This is a genomic window from Janthinobacterium algoris, from assembly GCF_051380935.1.
Taxonomy (GTDB): Bacteria; Pseudomonadota; Gammaproteobacteria; order Burkholderiales; family Burkholderiaceae_D; genus Janthinobacterium.
In genome coordinates, this window is the sequence record NZ_JBNYXZ010000001.1 from 413,576 (window position 1) to 435,927 (window position 22,352).

The following is a 22,352-nucleotide window of genomic DNA, read 5'->3' on the forward strand; positions in this document are numbered from 1 at the left end:
GTATCTCCAAGTGGCTGATGAGCAATATTCGTGACTTGATTCTAGTGCCATCATTTCAGCATTCACCAGCGATACTTTGTTTTGTTATTACAAATTTGTTGTAACTGTTGTTTCCTGGTTGATTATCTTTTCGCCGCTGCCTTGCTTGCCTTGTACCGGTGCAGCATGCCCCGTTCAGGTGCTGCGTTGCACCATGCCGCCCACCCAGATTGCCTGCGCGCTGTATTGCACCTGGATCAAACAGGCTTGCTGCGTCACGTGGCCCTGATGCAGACGCAGCGACTGTTGTCGGTGCGCTGCCAGCGCGCCCGCCGCCACGCCCGTGGCGCTGTCTTCCAGTGCCGGGTCGAGGTGGTTGAAGTTGCGCCCCTCGTATTCGCTCTCGCCCGTGCGGCAATACGCATAGCAGCCATTGACCTGATGCAAGGCGCTCCAGTCGGCGATCAGCTCCAGGTTCGGCCGCAGCGCACGCAGTATGGTGCGGTCGGCCACTTCCAGCAGCAGCTTCGGGCTGCCGACCGAGGCGATCACGGGCGGCGAGGTCAGGTGCATGTGCTGGCCCATCAGTTCCGACGGAATGTATTTTTCCACGCTGACGGCAGGCGTCGGTTGCGGCGCCAGGCCGATGAATAATCCATGCGATAAACCGTCCGCACGGCGCACCAGTTGCAAGGCTTGCCCGCGCATGGCGGTCGTCACCGTCAGCGTTGCCGGCGCGCCAGGCGCCGTCAGCAGCACATGCGCGGCGGCCAGGCTGGCATGCAGGCACAGGGGGCTGCGCGTGTGCGGATAAAAATAGTCGAGCACGATGCCGCCGTCCGCTTGCCGGTCGATGAAGACGCAGGCGCTCACTTGCCGTTCGCGGGCGAAGGCCTGGCGCGCCGTTACGCTGCCGTGCTCGTTTTCCACGACCAGCGCCGCATTGCCGCCACCGGGTGCGGCGCCGAAACATTTCAAGAGATGGACGGTCATGGCGGTCGAGGCAAAAGGTAAAACACCAGCATAAACGATAAGCCCGATTCCAGATAAGTATAATATACTGTGTTTATATACAGTATTGAGGTAGATCATGTGGGGCGCAGTCTTACCCGAGTATGCTGAGTTGTACTGTCTGAGTAATTTCAGCTTCCTGCATGGGGCCTCGCATGCGGAAGAGCTGGTGGCGCGCTCTGTCCAGCTCGGTTATCACGCGCTGGCGATCACCGACGAGTGTTCGCTGGCCGGCGTCGTGCGCGCCCATGCGGTGGCCAAGCGAGCCGGTTTTCCCTTGATCATCGGCGCGCATTTTCATTTGACGCAGGCCGACGGCAGCCCGGCCCTGTCCCTGCTGGCGCTGGTGCGGGATTCCGATGGCTATGGCAATCTGTCGGAACTGATCACCATGGCGCGCACGCGGGCAGCCAAGGGCCATTATTTGCTGACGCCAGACGATTTCGCCGCGCCGTCGTCCGAGTTTGCCCATTTGCGGGGTTTGCCCGGTTGTCTGATGATCTTGCTGCCCAGCTATCCGGCCCGGCCTGAGACGCTGCGCGCGCAGGGCGCGTGGATGGCGTCCACCTTTGGCAGCGAGTGCAGCTGGATCGGCCTGAACCTGTTGCAGCGGGCGCAGGATGACACGCACCGCAGCGCCGTGCAGGACGCCGCGCAGGCGCTGGGCTTGCCCGTGGTGGCCGTCGGCCATGTGTGCATGCACGTGCGTTCGCGCAAGCCTTTGCTCGACACCCTGTGCGCGATCCGCGTGGGCAAGCCCGTGGATGAGTGCGGGTATGCGCTGGCGCAAAACGCGGAGCAGCATCTGCGCGCGCGCTTGCGCCTGGCCAATGTGTATCCGCCGCAAGCGCTGGCGGAAACTGTGCGCATCGCCAAGATGTGCACATTTTCCCTTGACAGCTTGCACTATGACTATCCCGACGAGCTGGTGCCGCACGGCCACACGCCGGCGACCTATCTGCGCGAGGAAACCTATGCGGGGGCGCGCATCCGCTTTCCGCTGGGCATTCCAGCGAACGTGCAGCAGCAGATCGAGCAGGAACTGGAGCTGATCGCCGACTTATCGTATGAAGCGTACTTTTTGACCGTGTATGACATCGTGCGTTTTGCCCGCTCACAAAACATCCTGTGCCAGGGCAGGGGATCGGCCGCCAATTCGGCCGTCTGCTATTGCCTGCAAATTACAGCAGTGGACCCGGCGCGCGGCAATTCGCTGGTCGGGCGCTTCATGTCGCGCGAGCGCAACGAGCCGCCCGATATCGACGTCGATTTCGAGCACCAGCGGCGCGAAGAGGTGATTCAATATATCTACGGAAAATATGGCCGCGAGCGGGCCGCGCTGGCCGCCGTGGTGATCAGCTACCGGCCGAAAAGCGCCTTGCGCGACAGCGGTAGGGCGCTGGGGATCGACCTGGCCATCGTGGAAAAAGTGGCCAAGGCGCATCGCTGGTTCGACGGCAAGCGCGATTTGCTGGACCGCCTGGCCGAATGCGGGCTCGACCCGGAAGCGGCATTGTCGCAGCAATGGGCGGGCCTGGCGCAGCAGTTGCTGGGCTTTCCCCGCCATTTGTCGCAGCATCCGGGCGGCTTTGTGATTGCGCAAGGCAAGTTGTCGCGCCTGGTGCCAATTGAAAACGCCAGCATGGCCGAGCGCAGCGTCATCGAGTGGGACAAGAACGACTTGGAGGAACTTGGTTTGATGAAGGTCGATGTGTTGGCGCTGGGCATGCTGTCGGCCTTGCGCCGCGCCCTGGAACTGGTGAGTGGGCGACGCGGCGAGCAATTTCGCCTGCACGATATTCCCGCCGAAGACCCCGCCACCTACGACATGATGTGCCAGGCGGACACCATCGGTGTGTTCCAGATCGAGTCGCGCGCGCAGATGAGCATGTTGCCGCGTCTGCGTCCCCGCCAATTCTACGACCTCGTCATCGAGGTGGCGCTGGTGCGCCCCGGCCCCATCCAGGGTGGCATGGTGCATCCGTATTTGCAGCGGCGCCAGCAGAAAGAACCCGTCGAATATCCGAAGGGCCTGGAAAAGGCGCTGGGACGCACCCTGGGCATCCCGATTTTCCAGGAGCAGGTGATGCAGGTGGCCATCATCGCGGCCGATTTCACGCCCGGCGAAGCGGACCAGTTGCGGCGCGCCATGGCGGCCTGGAAACGCAAGGGCGGCATGAACAATTACAAGGAACGCATCGTCGAAACGATGGTCAAAAATGAGTATAGCCGGGAGTTTGCGGAATCCATCTTCAGTCAGATCGAAGGCTTTGGCGAATACGGCTTTCCCGAGTCGCACGCGGCCAGCTTCGCCTTGCTGACCTACGCCAGTTCCTGGCTGAAATGCCATGAACCGGCCGCCTTCCTGTGCGCCTTGCTCAACAGCCAGCCCATGGGCTTTTACAGTCCCTCGCAACTGGTGCAGGATGCTCGCCGGCACGGTGTGCAAGTGCTGCCCGTCGACGTGGCCGTCAGCGGCTGGGAGGCGAAGTTGGAAGAACAGGAAGCACAGGAAGCACAGGAAGCACAGGAAGCACAGGAAGCCGCTCCCGCCGTGCGCCTGGGCTTGAACAGCCTGTTCGGCATGCGCGCCGAGGCCGCCCTGCGCATCGAGGATGCGCGCGCCATCGCCGCCTTTGTCGACGTGGCCGACCTGGCGCGGCGTGGCGGCCTGGACCGTCATGACTTGCAGGTGCTGGCCGCCGGCAATGCGCTGCACGCGCTGGCCGGCCACCGGCGCGAGGCGCTATGGCAGGCGGCCGGCGCCGTACCCGACAAGGACTTGTTGCGCGCCACCACACCAGAGGAAGACTTGCCCGTGCTAGCCGCGCCAACGGAAGGCGAGAACATCGTCAGCGACTACCGCGCGCAGGGCCTGACCCTGGGCCGCCACCCGCTGGCGCTGTTGCGCAAGTCATTGCTGGAGCAGCGTTTCCTGCCCGCCGCGACGCTTGCCAGCTACACGAATGGCCAGCTGGCGCGCGCCTGCGGCATCGTCACCGTGCGCCAGCGCCCGGGCACGGCCAAGGGCGTGATCTTCATGACACTCGAAGACGAGACGGGCACGGTCAACGTCATCGTCTGGCCCGACCTGGTGGAAAGCCAGCGGCGCGAAGTGCTGAGCGCGCCGCTGCTGGGTGTGTATGGCGTGTGGCAGCGCGAAGGGCAGGTATGCAACCTGGTGGCCAAGCGCCTGGTCGACATGTCGCATTTGCTGGGACGCTTGAGGATCAGCAGCCGCGATTTCTGTTGAGAGTTGCCGGCGGGGAGGAGGGCATGGCATTATTTGAAAATGACAACCTTGCCCGAACCGACACTGCGTCCCGCCCTGGTCGCCGACGCGCCCGCCATCGTCGCCCTGATCGACGATCTGATGCCCTTTTTGACCTTGCATCCCGATGGTGCGGGGGCGGAAAAGTTCATCGAACATTGCCGCCAGCCAGCCATCGAAGGTTATCTGTCGCAGTCGCGCTACGCGTATCAGCTGGCGCATCTCGACGGCGAACTGGCCGGCGTGGTGGCCATGCGCGACAACACGCATCTGTTCCACATGTTCGTGCCGCGCGCCTTGCATCGACGCGGCATGGCGCGCCGCCTGTGGCAGGCCGCGCGCGACGCGTCCATCGCCGCCGGCAATACGACGGGCTTTACGGTGAACGCCTCCCTGTATGCCTTGCCCTTGTACGAACGCCTGGGCTTTGTCGCCACGGGGCCGAAGGTGGAAATGGATGGCATCGCCTTCGTGCCGATGCGCATGGAGTTGTAAAAATTAGCCCAACGGCAAGGACTGGGAGCGTACCCTCAGGGGGCATTTTCCCCAGTGGGGAAAATGCCGATCCAGAAGGGACAGACCTACCATCTGACAATCTTTCCCGGATTCATGATGTTCTTTGGGTCCAGCGCATGTTTCAAGGCGCGCATGGTGTCGATGGCGCCGACACCATGTTCTTCCACCAGGAAAGCCATCTTGTGCATGCCTACGCCGTGCTCGCCCGTACAGGTGCCGTCCATGCCGATGGCACGCGTGACCATGTCGCTGTTGACCTTTTCCGCACGGGCGATGTCGGCCGGATCATTCGGGTCGACCAGCATCTGCACGTGGAAATTGCCGTCGCCCACGTGGCCGATGATGGCGTAGACCAGGCCCTGCGCCTCGCAATCGGCCTTGGTGGCCAAAATGCATTCGGCCAGGCGCGAAATGGGCACGCAGCAATCGGTGGAAATGGCGCGGCTGCCGGGGCGCATCTGCAGCAGGGCGAAATACGCGTTGTGGCGCGCGGCCCACAGACGCGAACGGTCTTCGGGTCGGCTGGCCCACGCGAAATCGCTGGCGCCGTGTTCCGCCGTGATGGCTTGCACCAACTGCGCCTGCTCAGCCACGCCGGCCGGCGTACCGTGGAATTCAAATAGCAACAAAGGTTTTTGCGGCAGCGCCATCTTGTCATAGGCATTGATAGCTTTTACACCGTTTTCATCGAGAAACTCGACTCGCGCCACAGGCACGCCCATCTGGATGGTTTGGATCACGGCGTTGACGGCTTCGCCCGTGCCAGGGAACGAACAGACGGCTGCCGAGATTGCTTCGGGCAGCGGGTACAGTTTGACCGTCACTTCCGTGATGATGCCTAAGGTCCCCTCGCTGCCGACAAACAAGCGCGTCAGATCGTAGCCGGCCGAGGATTTCTTCGCCCGCGTGCCCGTCTTGATGATGCGGCCATCGGCCGTTACCACCGTCAGGGCCAGCACGTTTTCACGCATGGTGCCGTAGCGCACGGCATTCGTGCCCGAGGCGCGCGTGGCGGCCATGCCGCCGAGGGACGCGTTGGCGCCAGGGTCGATGGGGAAGAACAGGCCCGTGTCGCGGATTTCTTCATTGAGTTGCTTGCGCGTCACGCCCGCCTGCACGGTGGCCGTCAAGTCTTCATTGTGCACGGCGAGCATGGCGTTCATTTGCGACAGATCAATCGTGATGCCACCATGCAGGGCCAGCACGTGGCCTTCGAGCGAGGTGCCACTGCCATAGGCGATGATGGGCACGTCGTGCGCGCTGCACAGCTTGACGGCGGCAGCTACTTCTTCGGTGGAATGGGCGAAGATGACGGCGTCCGGTAGCATGGGGGGATAGCTCGACTCGTCGCGGCCATGGTGTTCGCGCATGGCTTGCGTCATGGAAAAGCGGTCGGCAAAGATCAGGGAAAGTACGGTAGCAAGAGATTCTGGAAGCGGTTTTTTCAGTACCGCCAACTGCTCAGTTTGATTCACGCGAGTCCTCCGTTTTTTTTATTCTACTCCGCGCCCGGGGATTTCATCGAAGCACCATATTGATTTTTTGCCAGTTGTAAAAAAAATCTGCATGGTGTGTCGTGTATGAGTTGTAAATGAGAATCATTTCTATTAAAATGCCCGCCTGTACCTATTTGCGATGCGCGCTTTACCCGAAAGGCCATACCCATGAAATTCCCCCTGTCTCTCGCTGCCGTCCTGCCCGCCTGCGTGCTGGCGCTGAGCGCCTGCAGCAGCGTCGCACCGGCCACTGGCACGGCTGCCGCCACGACCGCCACGACCGTTTCTACGCCAGACGTGCGCCAGCTGGGCGAGATCGTCGACCTGCGCAGCGGCCAGCGCCTGAGCGCCGAGCAATTGCTGGCCCAGCTGGCCGCCGCCCCGCGCGTGATCATCGGCGAGCAGCATGACCAGCTCAGCCATCACCAGATCGAGCAGTGGTTGCTGCAGCAATTGCAGGGCCAGCGTCCGCAAGGCAGCGTACTGCTGGAAATGCTGAATCCGGACCAGCAAGCCAAGGTGGACAAGGTCAAGCCGTGGCTGCAGGCGGACCCCGTCGTGCGCCCCGAACACGTGGCCGAGCTGCTGGCTTGGCAGCCCAGCTGGAAGTGGGAGCAATATGGCGACCTCGTCATGACCGTGATGCGCGCGCCATACCCCGTCTGGTCGGCCAACCTGGACCGCAGCGAAATCAAGCAATTGTTTGTCGACAAGCCGGCCGTGCAGGGCACTCATTCCAACCTGGCCAACGATGGCAAGGTGCATGACAAACTGAAAGACATCATCCGTGTCATGCATGACAACCAGATCGACGCGCCACGCCTGGCCGCCATGCTGTCGGTGCAGCAGCAGCGTGACCGCCGCATGGCCGAACGCCTGCTGGCTGCGCCCGCGCCGGCCGTGCTGATCGCCGGTGCCTACCATGCGCACAAGGACCTGGGCGTGCCGCTGCACGTGCAGGACTTGACGGGCGGCCCGGCGCCGCTGGTGCTGGTGCTGGCGCAGCGCGGCGCCACGGTGCTGGCGCCGCAGGCGGACTTTGTGTGGTTCACGCCGGTTACGGCACCCGCCATCGCCAGCGCCAAGTAAGTCGTTTCACCTCCGCCGGGCGCTCTGCCCGGCACTCTCCCCCAGCAAGCTCCTCCATAGCAGCCAGGCAGTCAGTCCGATTTTTTTTGCATGCGCGTGCGCGCCGTTGGCGCAGCCATGTCTGTTACCTGTTGAAGCTTCCATGCGACTCTCTTTGTTGTGTATCAAGGCCGCCACCTGCGGCATCGCTCTTTCCCTCTTTCATGCCACGGCGCAAGCGTCCGCGCTGCCGCACGACATGTCGCCGCTGGGCATGTTTTTCGCTGCTGACCAGGTGGTGAAAAGCGTCCTCATCGGTTTATTGATCGCCGCGCTGGCCACCTGGGTGGTCTTGCTGGTGAAGGGCGCCAGTTTGCTGCAAGCCCGGCGCGCGGCGGCGCAAGCCGTCGCCGTGCTGAAGACGGCCACGTCCTTGCCGGACGCGGCAGTAAAGAGCGGGGCGTCTTTTCTGGCGCAACGCTTGCTCGATGAGGTGCAGCAGGAACTGAGCTTGTCGCACGCGAATGCGCCGGCGGCGGCGTTGAAAGAACGGGCCGGCTTTCGCCAGGAACAGTTAATCGCGCAGCAGGTGCGCGCGATGACGCAAGGCATCGGCCTGCTCGCCAGCATCGGCGCCGTGGCGCCCTTCGTTGGCCTGTTCGGCACCGTGTGGGGCATCATGAACAGCTTCATCGGCATCGCCGTCAGCCAGAGCACGAATTTGGCCACCGTCGCGCCCGGCATCGCGGAAGCCTTGCTGGCGACAGCCCTGGGCCTGGTGGCGGCGATTCCCGCCGTCGTCATCTATAACGTGCTCAGCCGTGGCATCAACCAGTACAAGGCGCAGCTGCGCGCCGCTTCCGCGCAAGTGCTGCTGATGCTGAGCCGCGACCTCGACACGCGCAAGCAGGCCTGAGCCATGGCTTCTCTGTTTCCTTCCCCGGACGACGACACGGCCGATATGCCGGAATTGAGCGAGATCAATGTCACGCCCTTCATCGACGTGATGCTGGTGCTGCTGATCATTTTCATGGTGGTCTCGCCGCTGGCGACCGTCGACTTGAAAATCGACTTGCCGGCCGCCACGGCCAAGCCCGAGCCGCGTCCCGAGCAACCATTGTTCGTTTCCCTGAAAGCCGATCACAGCCTGTACCTGGGCGAGTCGCCCGTGGCGCGCGAGCAGCTGGGCCGTTTGCTCGATGCCGCGACGGGCGGCGACCGCCAGCGCACGCTGTTTTTCCAGGCCGACAAGCAAGCCGCGTATGAAGACGTGCTGGGCGTGATGGATGCCTTGCGCCAGGCCGGTTACTTGAAAGTGGGCCTGGTCGGCCGGGAGGGCGGGTGAAAGGGCCGACCATGCTGGCGCTGCGTCCGCTATTGAGTTGGGGCATCGCCACGTCGCTGGTGGTCGCCATGACACTGGCGCTGCTGCTGTGGGCCGGCTGGCAGCCCATTGCCGTGGCGCCCGCCAATCCGGCCGCCAGCGTGATGGTGGTGTTTGCCGCGCAAGCGACGTCGCCGGAGAGACGACAGGCCGCAGCGGCAGGGGCGCTCCAGTCGGCCGCCTCCAGCGCCGCTCGGCCACCGAAGAGCACGACCCGGCAAGAGGCGGTGCCGGTGCTGGCGCGCGCCGCCGCGCCGGAGATCGTCGCGGCGGAAAAAGACGCGAAGGCGGCGGCCAGTCCGGTGACGGACCCGGGCAAGGATGCCACCAAGGAAGCGTCATTACCCGCGCAAGCCAGCAGCAGCGCCACGCCGGCGCCAAGCCCCGTGCGCGGTCCGCAGGCTGCGCCGTTCAACAGCGATACGCCGCCTGCCAGCACGGCGGTGGCCAGCTGGCAAAGCCAGGTGCTCAGCCACCTGGCCCATTTCAAGCGTTATCCGGGTGACGCGCGCCAGCGCAAGCGGGCCGGCGCCGCCTGGGTGCGTTTCCAGGTGGACCGCGACGGCAAGCTGCTGGCCAGCGAATTGATCATTTCATCGGGCACGGTGCTGCTCGACCGCGAAGCGCTGCAAGTGCTGCAGCGCGCGCAACCGTTGCCGGCGCCGCCCGACAACGTATTACACCAGGGCACGGTGACCGTCACCTTGCCCGTCTCGTTCAAGCTGGAAGCAGGGCAAGACAAGGCATGAGGATGCCGATTGCTTTTCATTAAAAAATCTATCCATAACAAATCGAGGGTGTATGCATATCAAGACAATGGCGCAAGCCGTGGGCGTCTGCATGGCGTTGTTCGCGCAACAGGCGTGGGCGCAAGAAAATACCGGCGGCAAGGTCGAGCTTTCGCCGCTGAATGTGTCGGGCGAGGCGGTCCCTGCGGAACGCCAGGCGCTGGAAAAGCCGGGCGCCGTCAGTGCGCGCGGGCCGGACACGCGCTTGCAGCCAGTGGACCAGATCGTGCGCAGCATGCCGGGCACGTTTACCCAGATCGATCCGGCGCAGGGCGCCGTCAGCGTGAATATCCGCGGCCTGTCGGGTCTGGGTCGCGTCAACATGATGGTCGATGGCGTGAGCCAGAATTACTATGGCAGCGCGCCATCGTCGGTCTCGCATGGTGGCGTTCCCAGCAGCCAGTTCGGCGCCCTGATCGACCCGAATTTCATCATCGGCGTGGATGTATCGCGCGGCAATGTCATCGGCGGCGATGGCGTCAATGCGCTGGCCGGCAGCGCCAACTTCCGCACCATCGGCGTCGATGATGTGGTGTTTTCTGGCCAGAAAACGGGGGCGCGCAGCAAGCTGTCGTCCGGCAGCAATGGCGTGGGGCGTAGCGCGATGCTGGCCGTGGCCATGAAAAACCCGGCCTTCAATGGCGGCAGCGTGGGTTTCATGGCCGCCACCAGTGCCAGCGTGATCGGCAATAACTACAAGAATGCCAAGGGAATCAATAGCGAGGAATTCGGTTTCGGCTATAACCGCTATTACAAGCAGAAGCCCAAGTCGCAATTGCTCAAGCTGGACCTCAAATTGAGCGACTTCCACGCGTTGGAATTGTCGGCGCGCGATTACCGCAGCAGCTTTACGCGCCGTGACATCCAGAGCGACGATTACTACGTAAAATATCACTACACGCCGTTTTCGGAATTGATCGACCTCAATGTGGTTGCCAGCAGCAGCCGTGGCAACCAGAAATACATGCCCGAGGCGCTGATTAATTTTATCAACACGAATGCGGCCAACCGCGCCGATGCCTTCGATATCAATAACACCAGCAGCTTCAAGCTGGCCGGCGGCGACGCGCTGGTGACATTGGGCGGCAAGCTGATGCGTAACAGATACAGCAAACATGTGGAAAGCCTGATCGACGATCCCGACAACCCCGAGGCGTACCAGCAATCGATTGAAAACAATACTTTCGGGCCGGAAGGACGGCAAAAGATCGACAGCGTGTATGCCGGCCTGCAATACAATCGTGGCATCTATCAAGTCAATGCCGGGCTCAACTATACGAGCTTCGAGCTGACGGGCTACAAACCTGCCTGCGATTTGCGCGTGCAGTGCTTCCCGCAAGGCGCGTCGCGCATTGCGCTGCAAGAACACGGCGTGAATCCTTCGCTGATGCTGTCGGCCCAGGTCGTGCCGTGGTTCCAGCCGTTTGCCAGCGCCGAGCGCACCATGCGCGGCCCGAATCCGCAGGAAGTGTTTTTCTCCAACGATGGCGGCGCTTCCATGAACCCCTTCCTGAAAGGGGAGAAGGCGACGACTTACCAGTTGGGTTTCAATTCCAGCCTGCATGGCTTGCTGAGCGCGAGTGACGCGCTACACTTCAAGGCCCTGTATTTCAAGAGCAAGATCGACGGCTATATCACCAGCCAGTCCTTCCTCGTGTGCGACAGCGGCCGCAAGTGCAATATCGCGGAAGTGATCGCCAAGGATTGGCAAAATGTTGATGAGTACGTGACCAATATGTATATCTACATCAACTCGGCCACGCCCGTGTATTCGCGGGGATGGGAACTGGAAGCGCAATATCAGCTGGGGCCGGCTTATGCGCGCCTGTCGTACACGCGTGAGACGACGCGCCAGCCAACCTCGATCGCCAGCGCGTGGTTTGGCGCGGCCGACATCAGCGAGCTCCCCAGCGTGTATTACAACCTCGACGTGGGCACACGCTTGCTGGACAATAAGCTGGAAGTGGGCGCCATCCTCAAGCACACGGGTTCGAACCGCCGCCTGTCGCCGGAGAATGAGGCCGACGAGGCGACGGGCGAAGTGGTCAAGGCCGACAATCCGAAGATCCCGGCCGTGGTGGACCTGTACGCCAGCTACCAGGTGACGAATAACCTGTTCCTGCGTCTGTCGGTGCAGAACGCCATGAACAAGGATTTTTCGGAAGCGCTGAACCGCCTGAACTCGATGCCGTCGCAGTCGCAAGAGAATACGCCGCTGAGCACGGCACGGGGCAGGACGTATGTGGCGGGACTGGAGTACCGCTTCTAGTTTTTTTTACTAAAGCTGCGACGCCTGACAAAACTGTAGCGAGCGGATGTGATTTGTGGCCGAGAAGCGCAGCTGTGCTATAGCACAGTGAGCATCGCCGGCCGCAAAGCGCACCGCGCAGTAAGTTTTGTCAGATGTTATCAACGCGGCGTCGTGCCGTAGTAACTATGGATGGAATTGGCCCACGTGGTATCGGCCATGTTCGGCCAGTTATCCGTGTCGAAGCCGGGGGCGTTTTCGATGCGCTCCTTGTCGACGTTCAGCGTGAAGCGCTTGTTGACGGTGTCGAGCACCAGCGCTTCCCAGGGCACGGCGAACAGCTTTTCGCCGATGGTGAAGACGCCACCGTGCGACATCACGGCGTAGGCGATCTTGCCGCTGCGCATGTCGATCATGATTTCCTTGATTTCGCCCAGGTGTTCATCCTTGGCGTTGTGCACATGGTCGCCGATCAGGGTGTCGGCACCCATCAGTTCGGGGCCGGGACCTTTGTGGCCGCGGTTGACATACATGCCGTAGGCGTCGCGTTCTTCGTAGCTCATGATGGACCTCCGTTGAAAAATTCCAGTCTGCCGCAAGGGCGCGGCAGGGTCTGTTCGCTCGCCCACACAAATTAAAGAATTGAAAATATTTCAATTATTGCCATTGAGTAATTTTGTTGTGTGTAGGCCGCAGGAGCGGGGGCGATAGTCATCATTTGGCGCAAATTTCCACGCGTGGAGAGCGCCGAAGGCGGGCTTTAGTGTATAATTTCAATTTCCCGCACGTGCCGTTCGGCACCATCTGCAATGACCAAATTTGTCTTCGTCACTGGTGGCGTTGTGTCTTCCCTTGGAAAAGGGATTGCCGCCGCCTCCCTCGCCGCGATCCTCGAATCGCGCGGCCTTAAAGTCACCATGCTCAAGCTCGACCCGTATATCAACGTCGATCCTGGCACGATGAGCCCTATGCAACACGGTGAGGTATTCGTCACCGATGACGGGGCCGAAACCGACCTCGACCTCGGTCACTACGAGCGCTTCATCTCCACCCGCATGAAAAAGGTGAATAACTTCACCACTGGCCAGATTTATGAGTCGGTGATCCGCAAGGAACGCCGGGGCGAATATCTGGGCAAGACCGTGCAGGTGATTCCGCATATCACCAATGAAATCCAGGACTACATCCGTCGAGGCGCGGAAGGCTACGACGTGGCCCTGTGCGAAATCGGCGGCACTGTCGGCGATATCGAATCGTTGCCATTCCTGGAAGCGGCGCGTCAGCTGAGTCTGCGCGCCGGCCGCAAGAACACGGCTTTCATCCACCTGACCCTGGTGCCTTACATCGCCTCGGCCGGTGAACTGAAAACCAAGCCGACGCAGCACTCGGTGCAAAAACTGCGTGAAATCGGCATCATGCCGAACGCGCTGCTGTGCCGTGCCGACCGTGCCATTCCAGAAGACGAGCGCGCGAAAATCTCGCTGTTCTCGAACATCGAAGAGCAGGCCGTCATTTCTGTGTGGGATGTCGACACCATCTACAAAGTGCCGCAAATGCTGCACGACCAGGGCCTCGACGCCATCATCTGCGAAGCGCTGGACCTCGATCCTGCGCCGGCCGACCTGTCGATCTGGAGCAAGCTGATCTACACGATGGAACACCCGAAGGCGGAAATCACCGTCGGCATGGTCGGCAAGTATGTCGAGCTGACCGAGTCGTACAAGTCGCTGATCGAAGCGCTGCGCCACGCCGGCATCCACACGGAAAGCCGCGTCAACATCGAGTACATCGATTCGGAAGAAATCGAAACGACAGGTTGCGACAACCTGGCCAAGTACGATGCCATCCTGGTACCGGGCGGCTTCGGCAAGCGCGGCGTGGAAGGCAAGATCAAGGCGGCCCAGTTTGCCCGTGAGCACAAGATCCCTTACCTGGGCATCTGCCTGGGCATGCAAGTGGCCCTGATCGAATACGCGCGCAACAAGGCAGGCATGCCGAACGCGAATTCGACCGAGTTCGACCTTGATACGGATCAACCTGTCGTTGCACTGATCAATGAGTGGCAAAACCACGATGGTAAAGTCGAGTTGCGCGATGAAAACTCGGACCTGGGCGGTACCATGCGCCTGGGCGCGCAAACCTGCGCCGTCAATCCGGGCACCCTCGCCGCCGAGATCTACGGCAGCGTGGTGACCGAGCGTCACCGCCATCGCTACGAAGCCAATAATCACTACCTGGCCCGTGTCGAAGCGGCTGGCCTGATCGTCTCGGCCCGCACGCCTAGCGAAGATTTGTGCGAAATCATGGAATTGCCACGCACGGGTGAAAATGCCCACCCATGGTATATGGGCGTGCAATACCATCCCGAGTTCAAGTCGACGCCACGCACCGGCCATCCCTTGTTTACCTCGTTCATCAAGGCAGCGCTGGCGCACAAAGAAGCCAACGCCGCCGCGCAATAACGCGGTCGATTGCGACAGTATTACCCGTAAGACAGCTCCCGGCCCGATGGTTACCGCCGGGAGTTTCTTTGCCCCTTTGTGCAATTGCGCATCAGAACGCAGTGTGCAGCCCCTGTTACGCTTAACTTTGGAGAATGACATGAGTGCTATTGTTGATATTATCGGTCGCGAGATCCTGGACTCGCGCGGCAATCCGACCGTCGAATGCGATGTGTTGCTGGAATCGGGCGTGATGGGCCGTGCGGCCGTGCCGTCGGGTGCCTCGACCGGTTCGCGCGAAGCCGTGGAATTGCGCGATGGCGACGCCAAGCGTTACTTCGGCAAGGGCGTGTTGCAAGCATGCGAAAACATCAATACCGAAATCTCCGAAGCCATCATGGGCCTGGACGCCAATGAGCAGGCGTTCCTGGACCGTACCCTGATCGACCTGGACGGCACGGAAAACAAATCGCGCCTGGGCGCCAACGCCATCCTGGCCGTCTCGATGGCGGTCGCCAAGGCTGCCGCTGAAGAAGCGGGCTTGCCGCTGTACCGCTATTTCGGCGGTTCGGGCGCCATGCAGATGCCAGTGCCGATGATGAACGTCATCAACGGCGGCGCACACGCCGACAACAACCTGGACATCCAGGAATTCATGATCATTCCCGTGGGCGCCCCGTCGTTCAAGGAAGCCGTCCGCTACGGCGCGGAAGTATTCCACACGCTGAAAAAGATCCTGCACAAGAAGGGCCTGAACACCAACGTGGGCGACGAAGGCGGTTTCGCGCCATCGCTGGCCAACCATGAAGAAGCCATCAAGCTGATCATCCAGGCCATCGAAGAAGCCGGTTACGAGCCAGGCACGCAGATCGCCATCGGTCTCGATTGCGCCGCGTCCGAGTTCTACAAGAACGGCAAGTACGAAATGGAAGGCGAAGGCCTGAGCTTGACGGCTACCGAGTTCACCAACCTGCTGGCGACCTGGTGCGACAAGTACCCGATCATCTCGATCGAAGACGCGATGCATGAAAGCGACTGGGATGGCTGGGCGATCCTGACGGCGGAACTGGGCAAGAAAGTGCAACTGGTCGGCGACGATCTATATGTCACCAACACCAAGATCCTCAAAGAAGGCATCTCGAAAGGCATCGCCAATTCGATCCTGATCAAGATCAACCAGATCGGCACCCTGACGGAAACTTTCGCCGCCATCGAAATGGCCAAGCGCGCCGGTTACACGGCCGTCATTTCGCACCGCTCGGGTGAAACGGAAGACTCGACCATCGCCGATATCGCCGTTGCCACGAACGCCCTGCAGATCAAGACCGGCTCGATGTCGCGTTCGGACCGCATGGCCAAGTACAACCAGCTGCTGCGCATCGAAGAAGATCTGGGTGACATCGCCAGCTACCCTGGCCGCGATGCGTTCTATAATCTGAAGTAAGCTGATGTAAAACCCACTGGCCGGCCGGAGATATCCGGCCGGTTTTTTAACTGAATGCCCCATGCGCCTGATTACGCTCGCCCTGGCAGCTCTGCTGCTGTTGATCCAATTTCCCCTCTGGATGGGTAAAGGCGGCTGGCTGCGTGTTGCCGACATGGAAGCCCAAGTGGCGGTGGCCAACAAGAAGAACATGGAATTGAAGGCGCGCAACGCCAAGCTCGAATCCGAAGTGCGCGACCTGAAAGATGGTACGGGCGCCGTCGAGGAGCGTGCCCGCTATGAGCTGGGCATGGTCAAACAGAATGAGATTTTCGTGCAGATCGTGCGCAAGGGCCAGACCCCGCCACTGCTGGAAACGCCGGTGGACGCTGCTGCGCCACACTGAGTACTAACGACTTCCCGCTTGCCAGCCTGGACCGATTGCCAGGCTGACGCATGCCGCATTTTATGGATACGCAGCGGTTTCTTGTTACTGGCACTGGCTGCGTTCGATCACGTGCCGGCTAGCAGCACTTTCCATGCGCTGGCGCTGGGTGTTAGCTGTCGAAACACCCGGCCATAAAAAAGTCGCTTTCCGTTTCCCGCACGACGCTACCGATATTGATCTCGGCCGGCGATAATTTGAGCCGCAGGCCGCCAATGCGCCTCCGCATGTCTTAGCCGCTCCAGCATATACGAAATCGATGCCGCAAGCGCAGGTTGGCCTGTTGTCATCAGGCTGTCATCTGGCGGTCACTGCTATGTCACAACTGGTTTTTACAATAGGTAGCATGGTTTCCGGGCGCGCTGGAGCAATGCGCGGTCCACGATCCCATAATTACAATCAACCAGGAATTGCGCTTAACATGACCATCAAAAAAAACACCTTGCTATGCCTGTCGGCGCTGACCTTGTCCGCTTGTGGTGGTGGTAGTACCGAGTCCCTGTTGACGTTGGACGGCAAGGCGCCGCTGGTAATCGCCCACCGCGGCTTGTCGGGCCTGTACCCCGAAAAAACCCGCCCGGCCTACGAGGCGGCGGCCGATGCCGGCGCCGATTCGCTGGAACTCGATGTGCACATGTCGAAAGATTGTGTGCTGATGGCGCGCCACAATCCCTGGCTCAGCGACAACACCAATATCAGCAGCGTCGCACTGACGAATGCTCAGGTCGCCGCACGCAAACGCACGGTGCCAGGCCGTCTGGTCAATGTCAGCTATTCCTTGCCCACCTACGGCGGCCCGGCACAATACCTGAGCGATCTGACCGATCCGGCCAATCCGAAATCGGTGCTGAAATCGCTGATCGTCGATGGCGAAGACCATACGGGCGACTGGTCGATCAGCGATTTTACGGCTGTCGAACTGAAACAATGGATTGCGGGCACGACCTACGATGCGCGCGAATCGCGTCCGAGCGAATTGAATGGCAAATATCCTATCCTGACGATGCAAGAAGTGATCGATATCGCCAAAGCCAAAAGCGCATCGAGCGGTCGCACGATTTCGGTCTATCCGGAATCGAAAAACCCTGTATGGAATAATGCCCAGGCAATCGCCAACGGTTGCGGCAGCGGCAGCCATCCGTTCGAAGATGCGATTGTCAAGATCGTCAAAGACAATAATCTGAACAGCAAAACAGCGGCGATCTATGTCCAGAGTTTTGATCCCGCCAGCCTGAAATATATGCGCGCTGCCGGTTTGACGGCCAAAATGGTACAACTGGTCGATGGCAATGACATCAATTACAAAACCGGTGAAATGATTTACCGCACCAACGATGTCTATAATTTCGTCTCTGGCCGTCCGTATAGCTGGACGCTGGCTGGCGACGGCCGCTTCTTCGGCGAAATGCTGACGCCGGCGGGCCTGGCCGAAATCAAGACCTATGCCGACGGTATCGGTCCTTGGAAACCGCAAGTGATGGCCTTGACGATTTCGCCGTTCAAAGCCAGCAATGCCGATGGCACGCCGTACACCGGTTCGGCCGCCGACGTCAACAAGGCCACGCCAACGAGCCTGATCGCCGACGCCCATAAAGCCGGCTTGTTCGTCCACAGTTATACCTTCCGCAATGAGGCGAAATATCTAGCTGGCGTCTACAAAGGCGACCCGGCAGTTGAACTGCTGGGCTTTTTCCGCGCTGGCCTCGATGGCGCCTTTAGCGACTTCAGCAATACGGCCGTCGTTACGCGTAATGCTTACTTGAAAGAAACCGGGCGCTAAGTACCCACTTAATCAGCACCTTGGCGCCGCTCGGTGTCAGGCTCGGTGCACACCATGAGCGGGAATGGGAAATGGAATACGAAGAATCACAGCGCGGCTGTAGCAACAACGTGTGGCGCCGTTTTGAAGAAGTGCAGGCATGAACCATTGACCATTGAGCATTGGCCGGCAGCGCAGCAAGCGCTGTCGTCGTTCGACTTTGTCGAAACGCGCAAGGAACTCTGGCGCTGGCCAGCCACCAGCAAACCAGTCCGCGCGGCGAGCCGGAACCGGCCGACGACGTTTTACTTAGAGCTCGCCCTTGCCGGTCGAGATCAGGTAAAAACGGATGGCGGTGACGGCAACGGCTAGGGCGATCAGGGTGGTTTCGAGAATCATCATATAGTCTCTAAGTGTGTAAGTAATTGAAGGTTGATCAGCCGCGCGACGCCAGGAAGCGCAGTTCGCTGGCCAGATTCGGCATCAGGTTTTCATAACGTGCCGCTTCCGAGTTCAGCAGGGCGATGTCGCGCTTGCTTGGGAGCACATAGCGTTGCTCTTCGGCGCTGCTGGTGCTGGTGGCGATGACTTCCTTCTGTGCCAGTTCGCTGTATGGCTTGGAAGCGAGCAGGGCGCCCAGGAAGGCGCGCGTGGCGCGGCCCAGGTTGCTGAAATAGTTGTCGTTGTCGTTGCTGTAGGTGTTGGTAAAAGTGGACATATGCCCTCCATGAATGGTCTGTTGTTGCATTGCACAATAGTGGAGTTGGCGATATATGTCTAATTTCAAATTCCAATTTCAGAAATTCAAGAAACGAATAATAAGGGCGTAGCCATCGGCCACGCCCTGAAAATGAATTTGTTACGAAATGTTTATCCGGCGGCGATGCGTCCCAGGCCCGGATCGTCGCTGAAAAAGCCGTCCAGTCCCGTTTCGATATAGCGCCGCATTTCCGCCACGGAACCGGCTTCGTTGCGCGCATTTTCGCCATTCCCGTCGCGGAAGTCGGCCGCCAGGAAACGGTTTTCCGGGCGGAAGGTCCAGGTGTGCAACAGCAAGCCCGCCTGGTGCGCAGCGTCGACGATGGACGAGGGTTTTGCCAGGCGCTGGTCGGCGCCCAGCGGGATGATGGCCCGCGTGGGCGGCGCCACCACGTCCGCGTAGGCTGCGATGTCGCGCAAGCCGGCCGGCGTCGTCATTTGCCCGAACGTCAGCTTGCCGCCCGCCTTGGCCACGTCCATCGGACGCACATCGCCGCCCACCACCAGTTGCATCAGGCGCACGTTGGCGCGCCGTCCCAGCTTCTCGCGCAGGTACTTCAGATTCGCCACTTCGAAGGACTGGATCTCGATGGGCGCGCGGCGCGTGTACTCGTGCGCCAGCATGGTCGACAGGAAACGGTCTTCCAGCGCCAGGCCCGCATCGCGGAAGTACGTCGAGCTTTTCAGCTCGGGCACGAGGCCGATGATGCGCCCGCTGGCAGCAGATTGCGCTGCAACAAAATCGATGATTTCTTCCCAGGTGGGGATCTGGAATTGTCCATCGTACAAGGTGTTGCCGGTACGTACTGTCGGCAGCCGTTCGATGGCGCGCAGGGTTTTCAATTCCGCCAGGGTGAAGTCGTCGACGAACCAGCCCTCGTGCCATTCGCCGTCGACCAGCTTCTTGCCGCGCCGGCTGGCAAATTCAGGCCGGCGCGCCACGTCGGTGGTGTCGATCAGATTGCTTTCATGGCGTGCCACGAGGATGCCGTCGCGCGTGGCGACCAGGTCTGGCTCCACGTAATCGGCGCCGTCGAGGATAGCCTTGGCATACGAGGCCAAGGTGTGCTCGGGGCGCAGGGCGCTGGCGCCCCGGTGGGCGAACACCAGCGGACGGCTTGGCTTTGTTTCCAGCAGGCCGGCGGCAAAGCCGGGCGCGCTGGCCAGGGCCAGGCCGCCCACGGCCGCCTGGACGAAGCTGCGGCGAGAAAAGTGGCGTTGCGGCAACACCGGGGCGAGATGCGGCGCGCGCATCAGAACTCCGCTGTCAAGGTCAGGAAGCCCTGGCGCGGGGCGATGGGGAAGGTGTTATACGTCTTGTCGGCCGCGCCCACCACCACGTTCAGCGAACCTTCGCGGTTGGCCAGGTTGCTGACGTTGACGCGCCAGCGCGGGTTTTTCAACCAGTTGGCCATGGCCGGCAGCTTGCCCGACACGCCCAGGCCCATCAGGAAATAGCTGGGGACCGATAAATCGTTGGTGTACGTCGCGTAGCGCTTGCCCACATAGTCTCCCGTCAGCTGCACTTCGATATCGCCAAACGTGGCCGAAGCCACGAACTTGTTCAGCCACTCCGGCGAGCCCGGCACATTCTTGCCGGCCGTCAGTACCAGCGCGGCGCCATTGTTGTAATTGTCCGCGTACTGCGAGCGGTTGTACGACAGGGCATTGTAGAAGGAAAAATTATTGCCGAAGTGAACGGTGCCGGCGATATCGATGCCGTCCGTACGCACGCTGCCCACGTTGGCCAGCACGGGGTTGCCACCGATGATGGAGGAAATCACGGGCGTCGGGCTGATCTGCAGCAAACGGTTGCTGAAATCGACGTGGTAGACATTGACTTGCCCATCGATGGCCGTAATGGCGCCCAGATTCAAGGGGTGACTGCCGCGCACGCCCACTTCATAAGTGAGGGCCGTTTCCGGCTTGGCATCGCGCTTGAACAGGTCGAACGCGGCCTGGCTCGACAAGCTCCATGGCGAAGCCCCGCCGCCGCCGTAGGTGACGAACTGGCGCATGTTTTTCTGGATATTGAAGTACAACTGGTCTTGCGGCGTGAAGTCCCAGCGCGCGCCCACTTGCGGCAAGAACCATTTCTTTGTGTTGATGGTGCCGACCGGCAAGGCCGTCGAGCCGCCCGCAATGGCGCCCTTGGCCGGTTGCACGGGGAATTGGCCGTCGGCAAACTGCAGGCTGGATTTGAAGCCGGCCTGCAGGGCGACATCGGGACGGATGCGCCATTCATCCTGCAAGTGCAGTTGAACCACCTTGTTGTCGATCTCGCTGCCATATTGCGTGATCAAAGGATTGCTGGGGCGGTCGTACGGCGAAGTGGGCTTGTTGACGTCCAGCGCATACCAGCGGCGGTAGGCGGACGAGCGGTTCTGTTCCAGCCACAGGCCCGCTTCCAGTTGATGCTCGCCAATTTCCTTGCGCAGCGTGGAAATGAAGCCGCCCCGCTTGATGTCGTATTCCGTGGTGCGCACGGCGTAGCCCGAGTTGCCGAACACCTGTTTCAGGTTCTGTTTCGGGTAGTACACGCTGAACAGGCCCGGCAAGCCGGCCACGCCGATGGGGCCGGCCACCACGCCTGCGCCATCATCCTTGTGGTAATACACCTGGTTCGACCACGTCGTGCCTTCGGACAGGTTGGCGTCGAACTTGGCGTACGCCAGGTAATCGGTGCGCTGCGCATCGCTGTAGTAATTGCGATAATTGTTACCGTCCGCCGCAGGCGTGGCGCCCGTGGGCGACAGGTAATTCAGGGCCGCCTTGAAATCCGGATACAGGAAGGGACGCGTGTACGGTGCGCTCGTCTCGCCCTTCACGTGCACGGTGCTGTCTTCGTTCGGCTCGATCTTGTCCGAATAATTGAAAAACAGGGTCAGCTTGCCCGCCTCGCTGCGGTTGACGTACTTGGCATTGAACTGGTCGCCGCCCTGGCGCGCATCGAAATCCCAGGCGCGCGCTTCGTGGTGCAGGATGGAAAAGTAGGCGCTGCTGCCGTCGCCGAAGGCGCCCGTGTCGTAGCGGGCAAACGTGCGCGAGGTGCGGTGGCTGCCCACCGTTTGCTGCACGCTGGCGCCCTGCGTGGCCAGCGGGTCGCTGGAATAGGTTTCGATGGTGCCGCCCAGGTTGCTGGTCGAGGCTGTCGCCAGATCGCCCGCGCCCGACGACAGCACCACGCTGCGCACGTTTTCGCTGATCACGGCGCGCTGCGGCGACAGACCGTTGTAGTTGCCGTACTGCTGGTCGCCCAGCGGCACGCCATCCATGGTGTAGCCCAGTTGTTGACCGGAAAAACCATGCACGAACAGCGACAGGTTTTGCTCGTTGTTGCCCCACGGATCGGCCGTTTGGAAGCTGACGCCAGGCAAGGTTTGCAGGGCTTTCAGGGGATTCGTGCCGGGCAGGATTTTCTGGATTTCATTCTTGCTCAGGGCGACCGAAGAACGCGTCTTGCGCGAGGAAATCTCCACGGTGCTCATAGTCGCATTGTCGTCGGCAGCCGGGGCGGCAGCGGCCATGTCGGTGGCGGCGGAGGCCACGGCGGCGGCCACGGCCGTTTGCGCCAGCGCCGGCAGGGAGATGCCTGCGGCGCAGGCGCCCAGCAAAACGTGGAAGGAATGGCGGCGCAGGGCCAGCGTCAAGTGGGTGGTCATCATCAGCCTGTGGAAAGTGGGAAGTAATACAAGCTGCGCAGCGTAACGGCGGCGCGTGACGGGCTGATGACGAACTGATGACGGGAAGATGACAGTCGAAAC

General features: G+C 61.0%; 17 protein-coding genes. 11 read left to right on the forward strand and 6 right to left on the reverse strand.

The annotated features are described in order from the left end of the window. Positions 1 to 174 precede the first annotated feature (174 nt). Positions 175 to 972 carry a PhzF family phenazine biosynthesis protein gene (locus ACQ4W7_RS01900; RefSeq protein ID WP_436528025.1) on the reverse strand — a complete coding sequence of 266 codons (798 nt, stop codon included), beginning with the start codon at positions 970 to 972 and terminating at the stop codon, positions 175 to 177. 97 nt (positions 973 to 1,069) lie between these two features. Between ACQ4W7_RS01900 and ACQ4W7_RS01905 the strand changes: the two genes are divergently transcribed. Together ACQ4W7_RS01905 and ACQ4W7_RS01910 are read left to right on the forward strand one after the other, a co-directional pair. Next, on the forward strand, positions 1,070 to 4,243 hold the full coding sequence (locus tag ACQ4W7_RS01905) for an error-prone DNA polymerase (RefSeq protein WP_436528027.1): 3,174 nt from the start codon (positions 1,070 to 1,072) through the stop codon (positions 4,241 to 4,243). A gap of 39 nt (positions 4,244 to 4,282) precedes the next feature. Further along, positions 4,283 to 4,756: a GNAT family N-acetyltransferase gene (locus tag ACQ4W7_RS01910; RefSeq protein ID WP_426071779.1), complete on the forward strand. Its 474-nt coding sequence runs from the start codon at positions 4,283 to 4,285 to the stop codon at positions 4,754 to 4,756. 86 nt (positions 4,757 to 4,842) lie between these two features. Here ACQ4W7_RS01910 and ACQ4W7_RS01915 read toward each other — a convergent pair whose 3' ends face one another. Then, on the reverse strand, positions 4,843 to 6,252 hold the full coding sequence (locus tag ACQ4W7_RS01915) for an FAD-binding oxidoreductase (protein ID WP_436528029.1): 1,410 nt from the start codon (positions 6,250 to 6,252) through the stop codon (positions 4,843 to 4,845). A gap of 189 nt (positions 6,253 to 6,441) precedes the next feature. Between ACQ4W7_RS01915 and ACQ4W7_RS01920 the strand changes: the two genes are divergently transcribed. The 5 genes from ACQ4W7_RS01920 (at position 6,442) to ACQ4W7_RS01940 (ending at position 11,782) form a co-directional block, all read left to right on the forward strand. Continuing rightward, positions 6,442 to 7,362: a ChaN family lipoprotein gene (locus tag ACQ4W7_RS01920; RefSeq protein WP_436528031.1), complete on the forward strand. Its 921-nt coding sequence runs from the start codon at positions 6,442 to 6,444 to the stop codon at positions 7,360 to 7,362. A gap of 142 nt (positions 7,363 to 7,504) precedes the next feature. After that, entirely contained in the window at positions 7,505 to 8,257 is a 753-nt protein-coding gene (gene exbB / locus ACQ4W7_RS01925) for a tonB-system energizer ExbB (RefSeq protein ID WP_426071716.1), read from the forward strand. Positions 8,258 to 8,260: 3 nt separating this feature from the next. Continuing rightward, on the forward strand, positions 8,261 to 8,686 hold the full coding sequence (exbD, locus tag ACQ4W7_RS01930; RefSeq protein WP_426071717.1) for a TonB system transport protein ExbD: 426 nt from the start codon (positions 8,261 to 8,263) through the stop codon (positions 8,684 to 8,686). Beyond that, positions 8,683 to 9,474: an energy transducer TonB family protein gene (locus tag ACQ4W7_RS01935; protein WP_436528033.1), complete on the forward strand. Its 792-nt coding sequence runs from the start codon at positions 8,683 to 8,685 to the stop codon at positions 9,472 to 9,474. Before exbD ends, ACQ4W7_RS01935 begins: the two co-directional genes overlap by 4 nt. 52 nt (positions 9,475 to 9,526) lie before the next feature. Next, a complete protein-coding gene (locus ACQ4W7_RS01940) occupies positions 9,527 to 11,782 on the forward strand; it encodes a TonB-dependent receptor domain-containing protein (RefSeq protein ID WP_436528035.1) in 2,256 nt (751 codons plus the stop codon). Positions 11,783 to 11,922: 140 nt separating this feature from the next. Here the strand turns inward: ACQ4W7_RS01940 and ACQ4W7_RS01945 are convergent, their stop codons facing one another. Then, on the reverse strand, positions 11,923 to 12,324 hold the full coding sequence (locus ACQ4W7_RS01945) for a PRC-barrel domain-containing protein (protein WP_426071720.1): 402 nt from the start codon (positions 12,322 to 12,324) through the stop codon (positions 11,923 to 11,925). 246 nt (positions 12,325 to 12,570) lie between these two features. Between ACQ4W7_RS01945 and pyrG the strand changes: the two genes are divergently transcribed. The 4 genes from pyrG (at position 12,571) to ACQ4W7_RS01965 (ending at position 17,850) form a co-directional block, all read left to right on the forward strand. Beyond that, positions 12,571 to 14,223: a CTP synthase gene (gene pyrG, locus ACQ4W7_RS01950; protein ID WP_426071721.1), complete on the forward strand. Its 1,653-nt coding sequence runs from the start codon at positions 12,571 to 12,573 to the stop codon at positions 14,221 to 14,223. A gap of 139 nt (positions 14,224 to 14,362) precedes the next feature. After that, a complete protein-coding gene (eno, locus tag ACQ4W7_RS01955; protein WP_426071722.1) occupies positions 14,363 to 15,646 on the forward strand; it encodes a phosphopyruvate hydratase in 1,284 nt (427 codons plus the stop codon). A gap of 61 nt (positions 15,647 to 15,707) precedes the next feature. Then, positions 15,708 to 16,031 carry a cell division protein FtsB gene (gene ftsB, locus ACQ4W7_RS01960; protein WP_426071723.1) on the forward strand — a complete coding sequence of 108 codons (324 nt, stop codon included), beginning with the start codon at positions 15,708 to 15,710 and terminating at the stop codon, positions 16,029 to 16,031. Positions 16,032 to 16,491: 460 nt separating this feature from the next. Continuing rightward, the gene (locus ACQ4W7_RS01965) at positions 16,492 to 17,850 is read left to right on the forward strand and encodes a glycerophosphodiester phosphodiesterase family protein (protein WP_436528039.1); all 1,359 of its coding nucleotides are present in this window, start codon (positions 16,492 to 16,494) and stop codon (positions 17,848 to 17,850) included. 415 nt (positions 17,851 to 18,265) lie between these two features. Here ACQ4W7_RS01965 and ACQ4W7_RS01970 read toward each other — a convergent pair whose 3' ends face one another. The 3 genes from ACQ4W7_RS01970 to ACQ4W7_RS01980 form a co-directional block, all read right to left on the reverse strand. Continuing rightward, positions 18,266 to 18,547, reverse strand: a complete 282-nt coding sequence (locus tag ACQ4W7_RS01970) for a hypothetical protein (protein ID WP_436528041.1) — start codon at positions 18,545 to 18,547, stop codon at positions 18,266 to 18,268. Positions 18,548 to 18,699: 152 nt separating this feature from the next. Then, complete coding sequence (locus ACQ4W7_RS01975; RefSeq protein WP_436528043.1) at positions 18,700 to 19,842, reverse strand: glycerophosphodiester phosphodiesterase; 1,143 nt, start codon at positions 19,840 to 19,842, stop codon at positions 18,700 to 18,702. Continuing rightward, on the reverse strand, positions 19,842 to 22,253 hold the full coding sequence (locus ACQ4W7_RS01980; RefSeq protein ID WP_436528045.1) for a TonB-dependent receptor: 2,412 nt from the start codon (positions 22,251 to 22,253) through the stop codon (positions 19,842 to 19,844). The genes ACQ4W7_RS01975 and ACQ4W7_RS01980 overlap by 1 nt, the downstream gene beginning before the upstream one ends. Positions 22,254 to 22,352 lie beyond the last annotated feature (99 nt).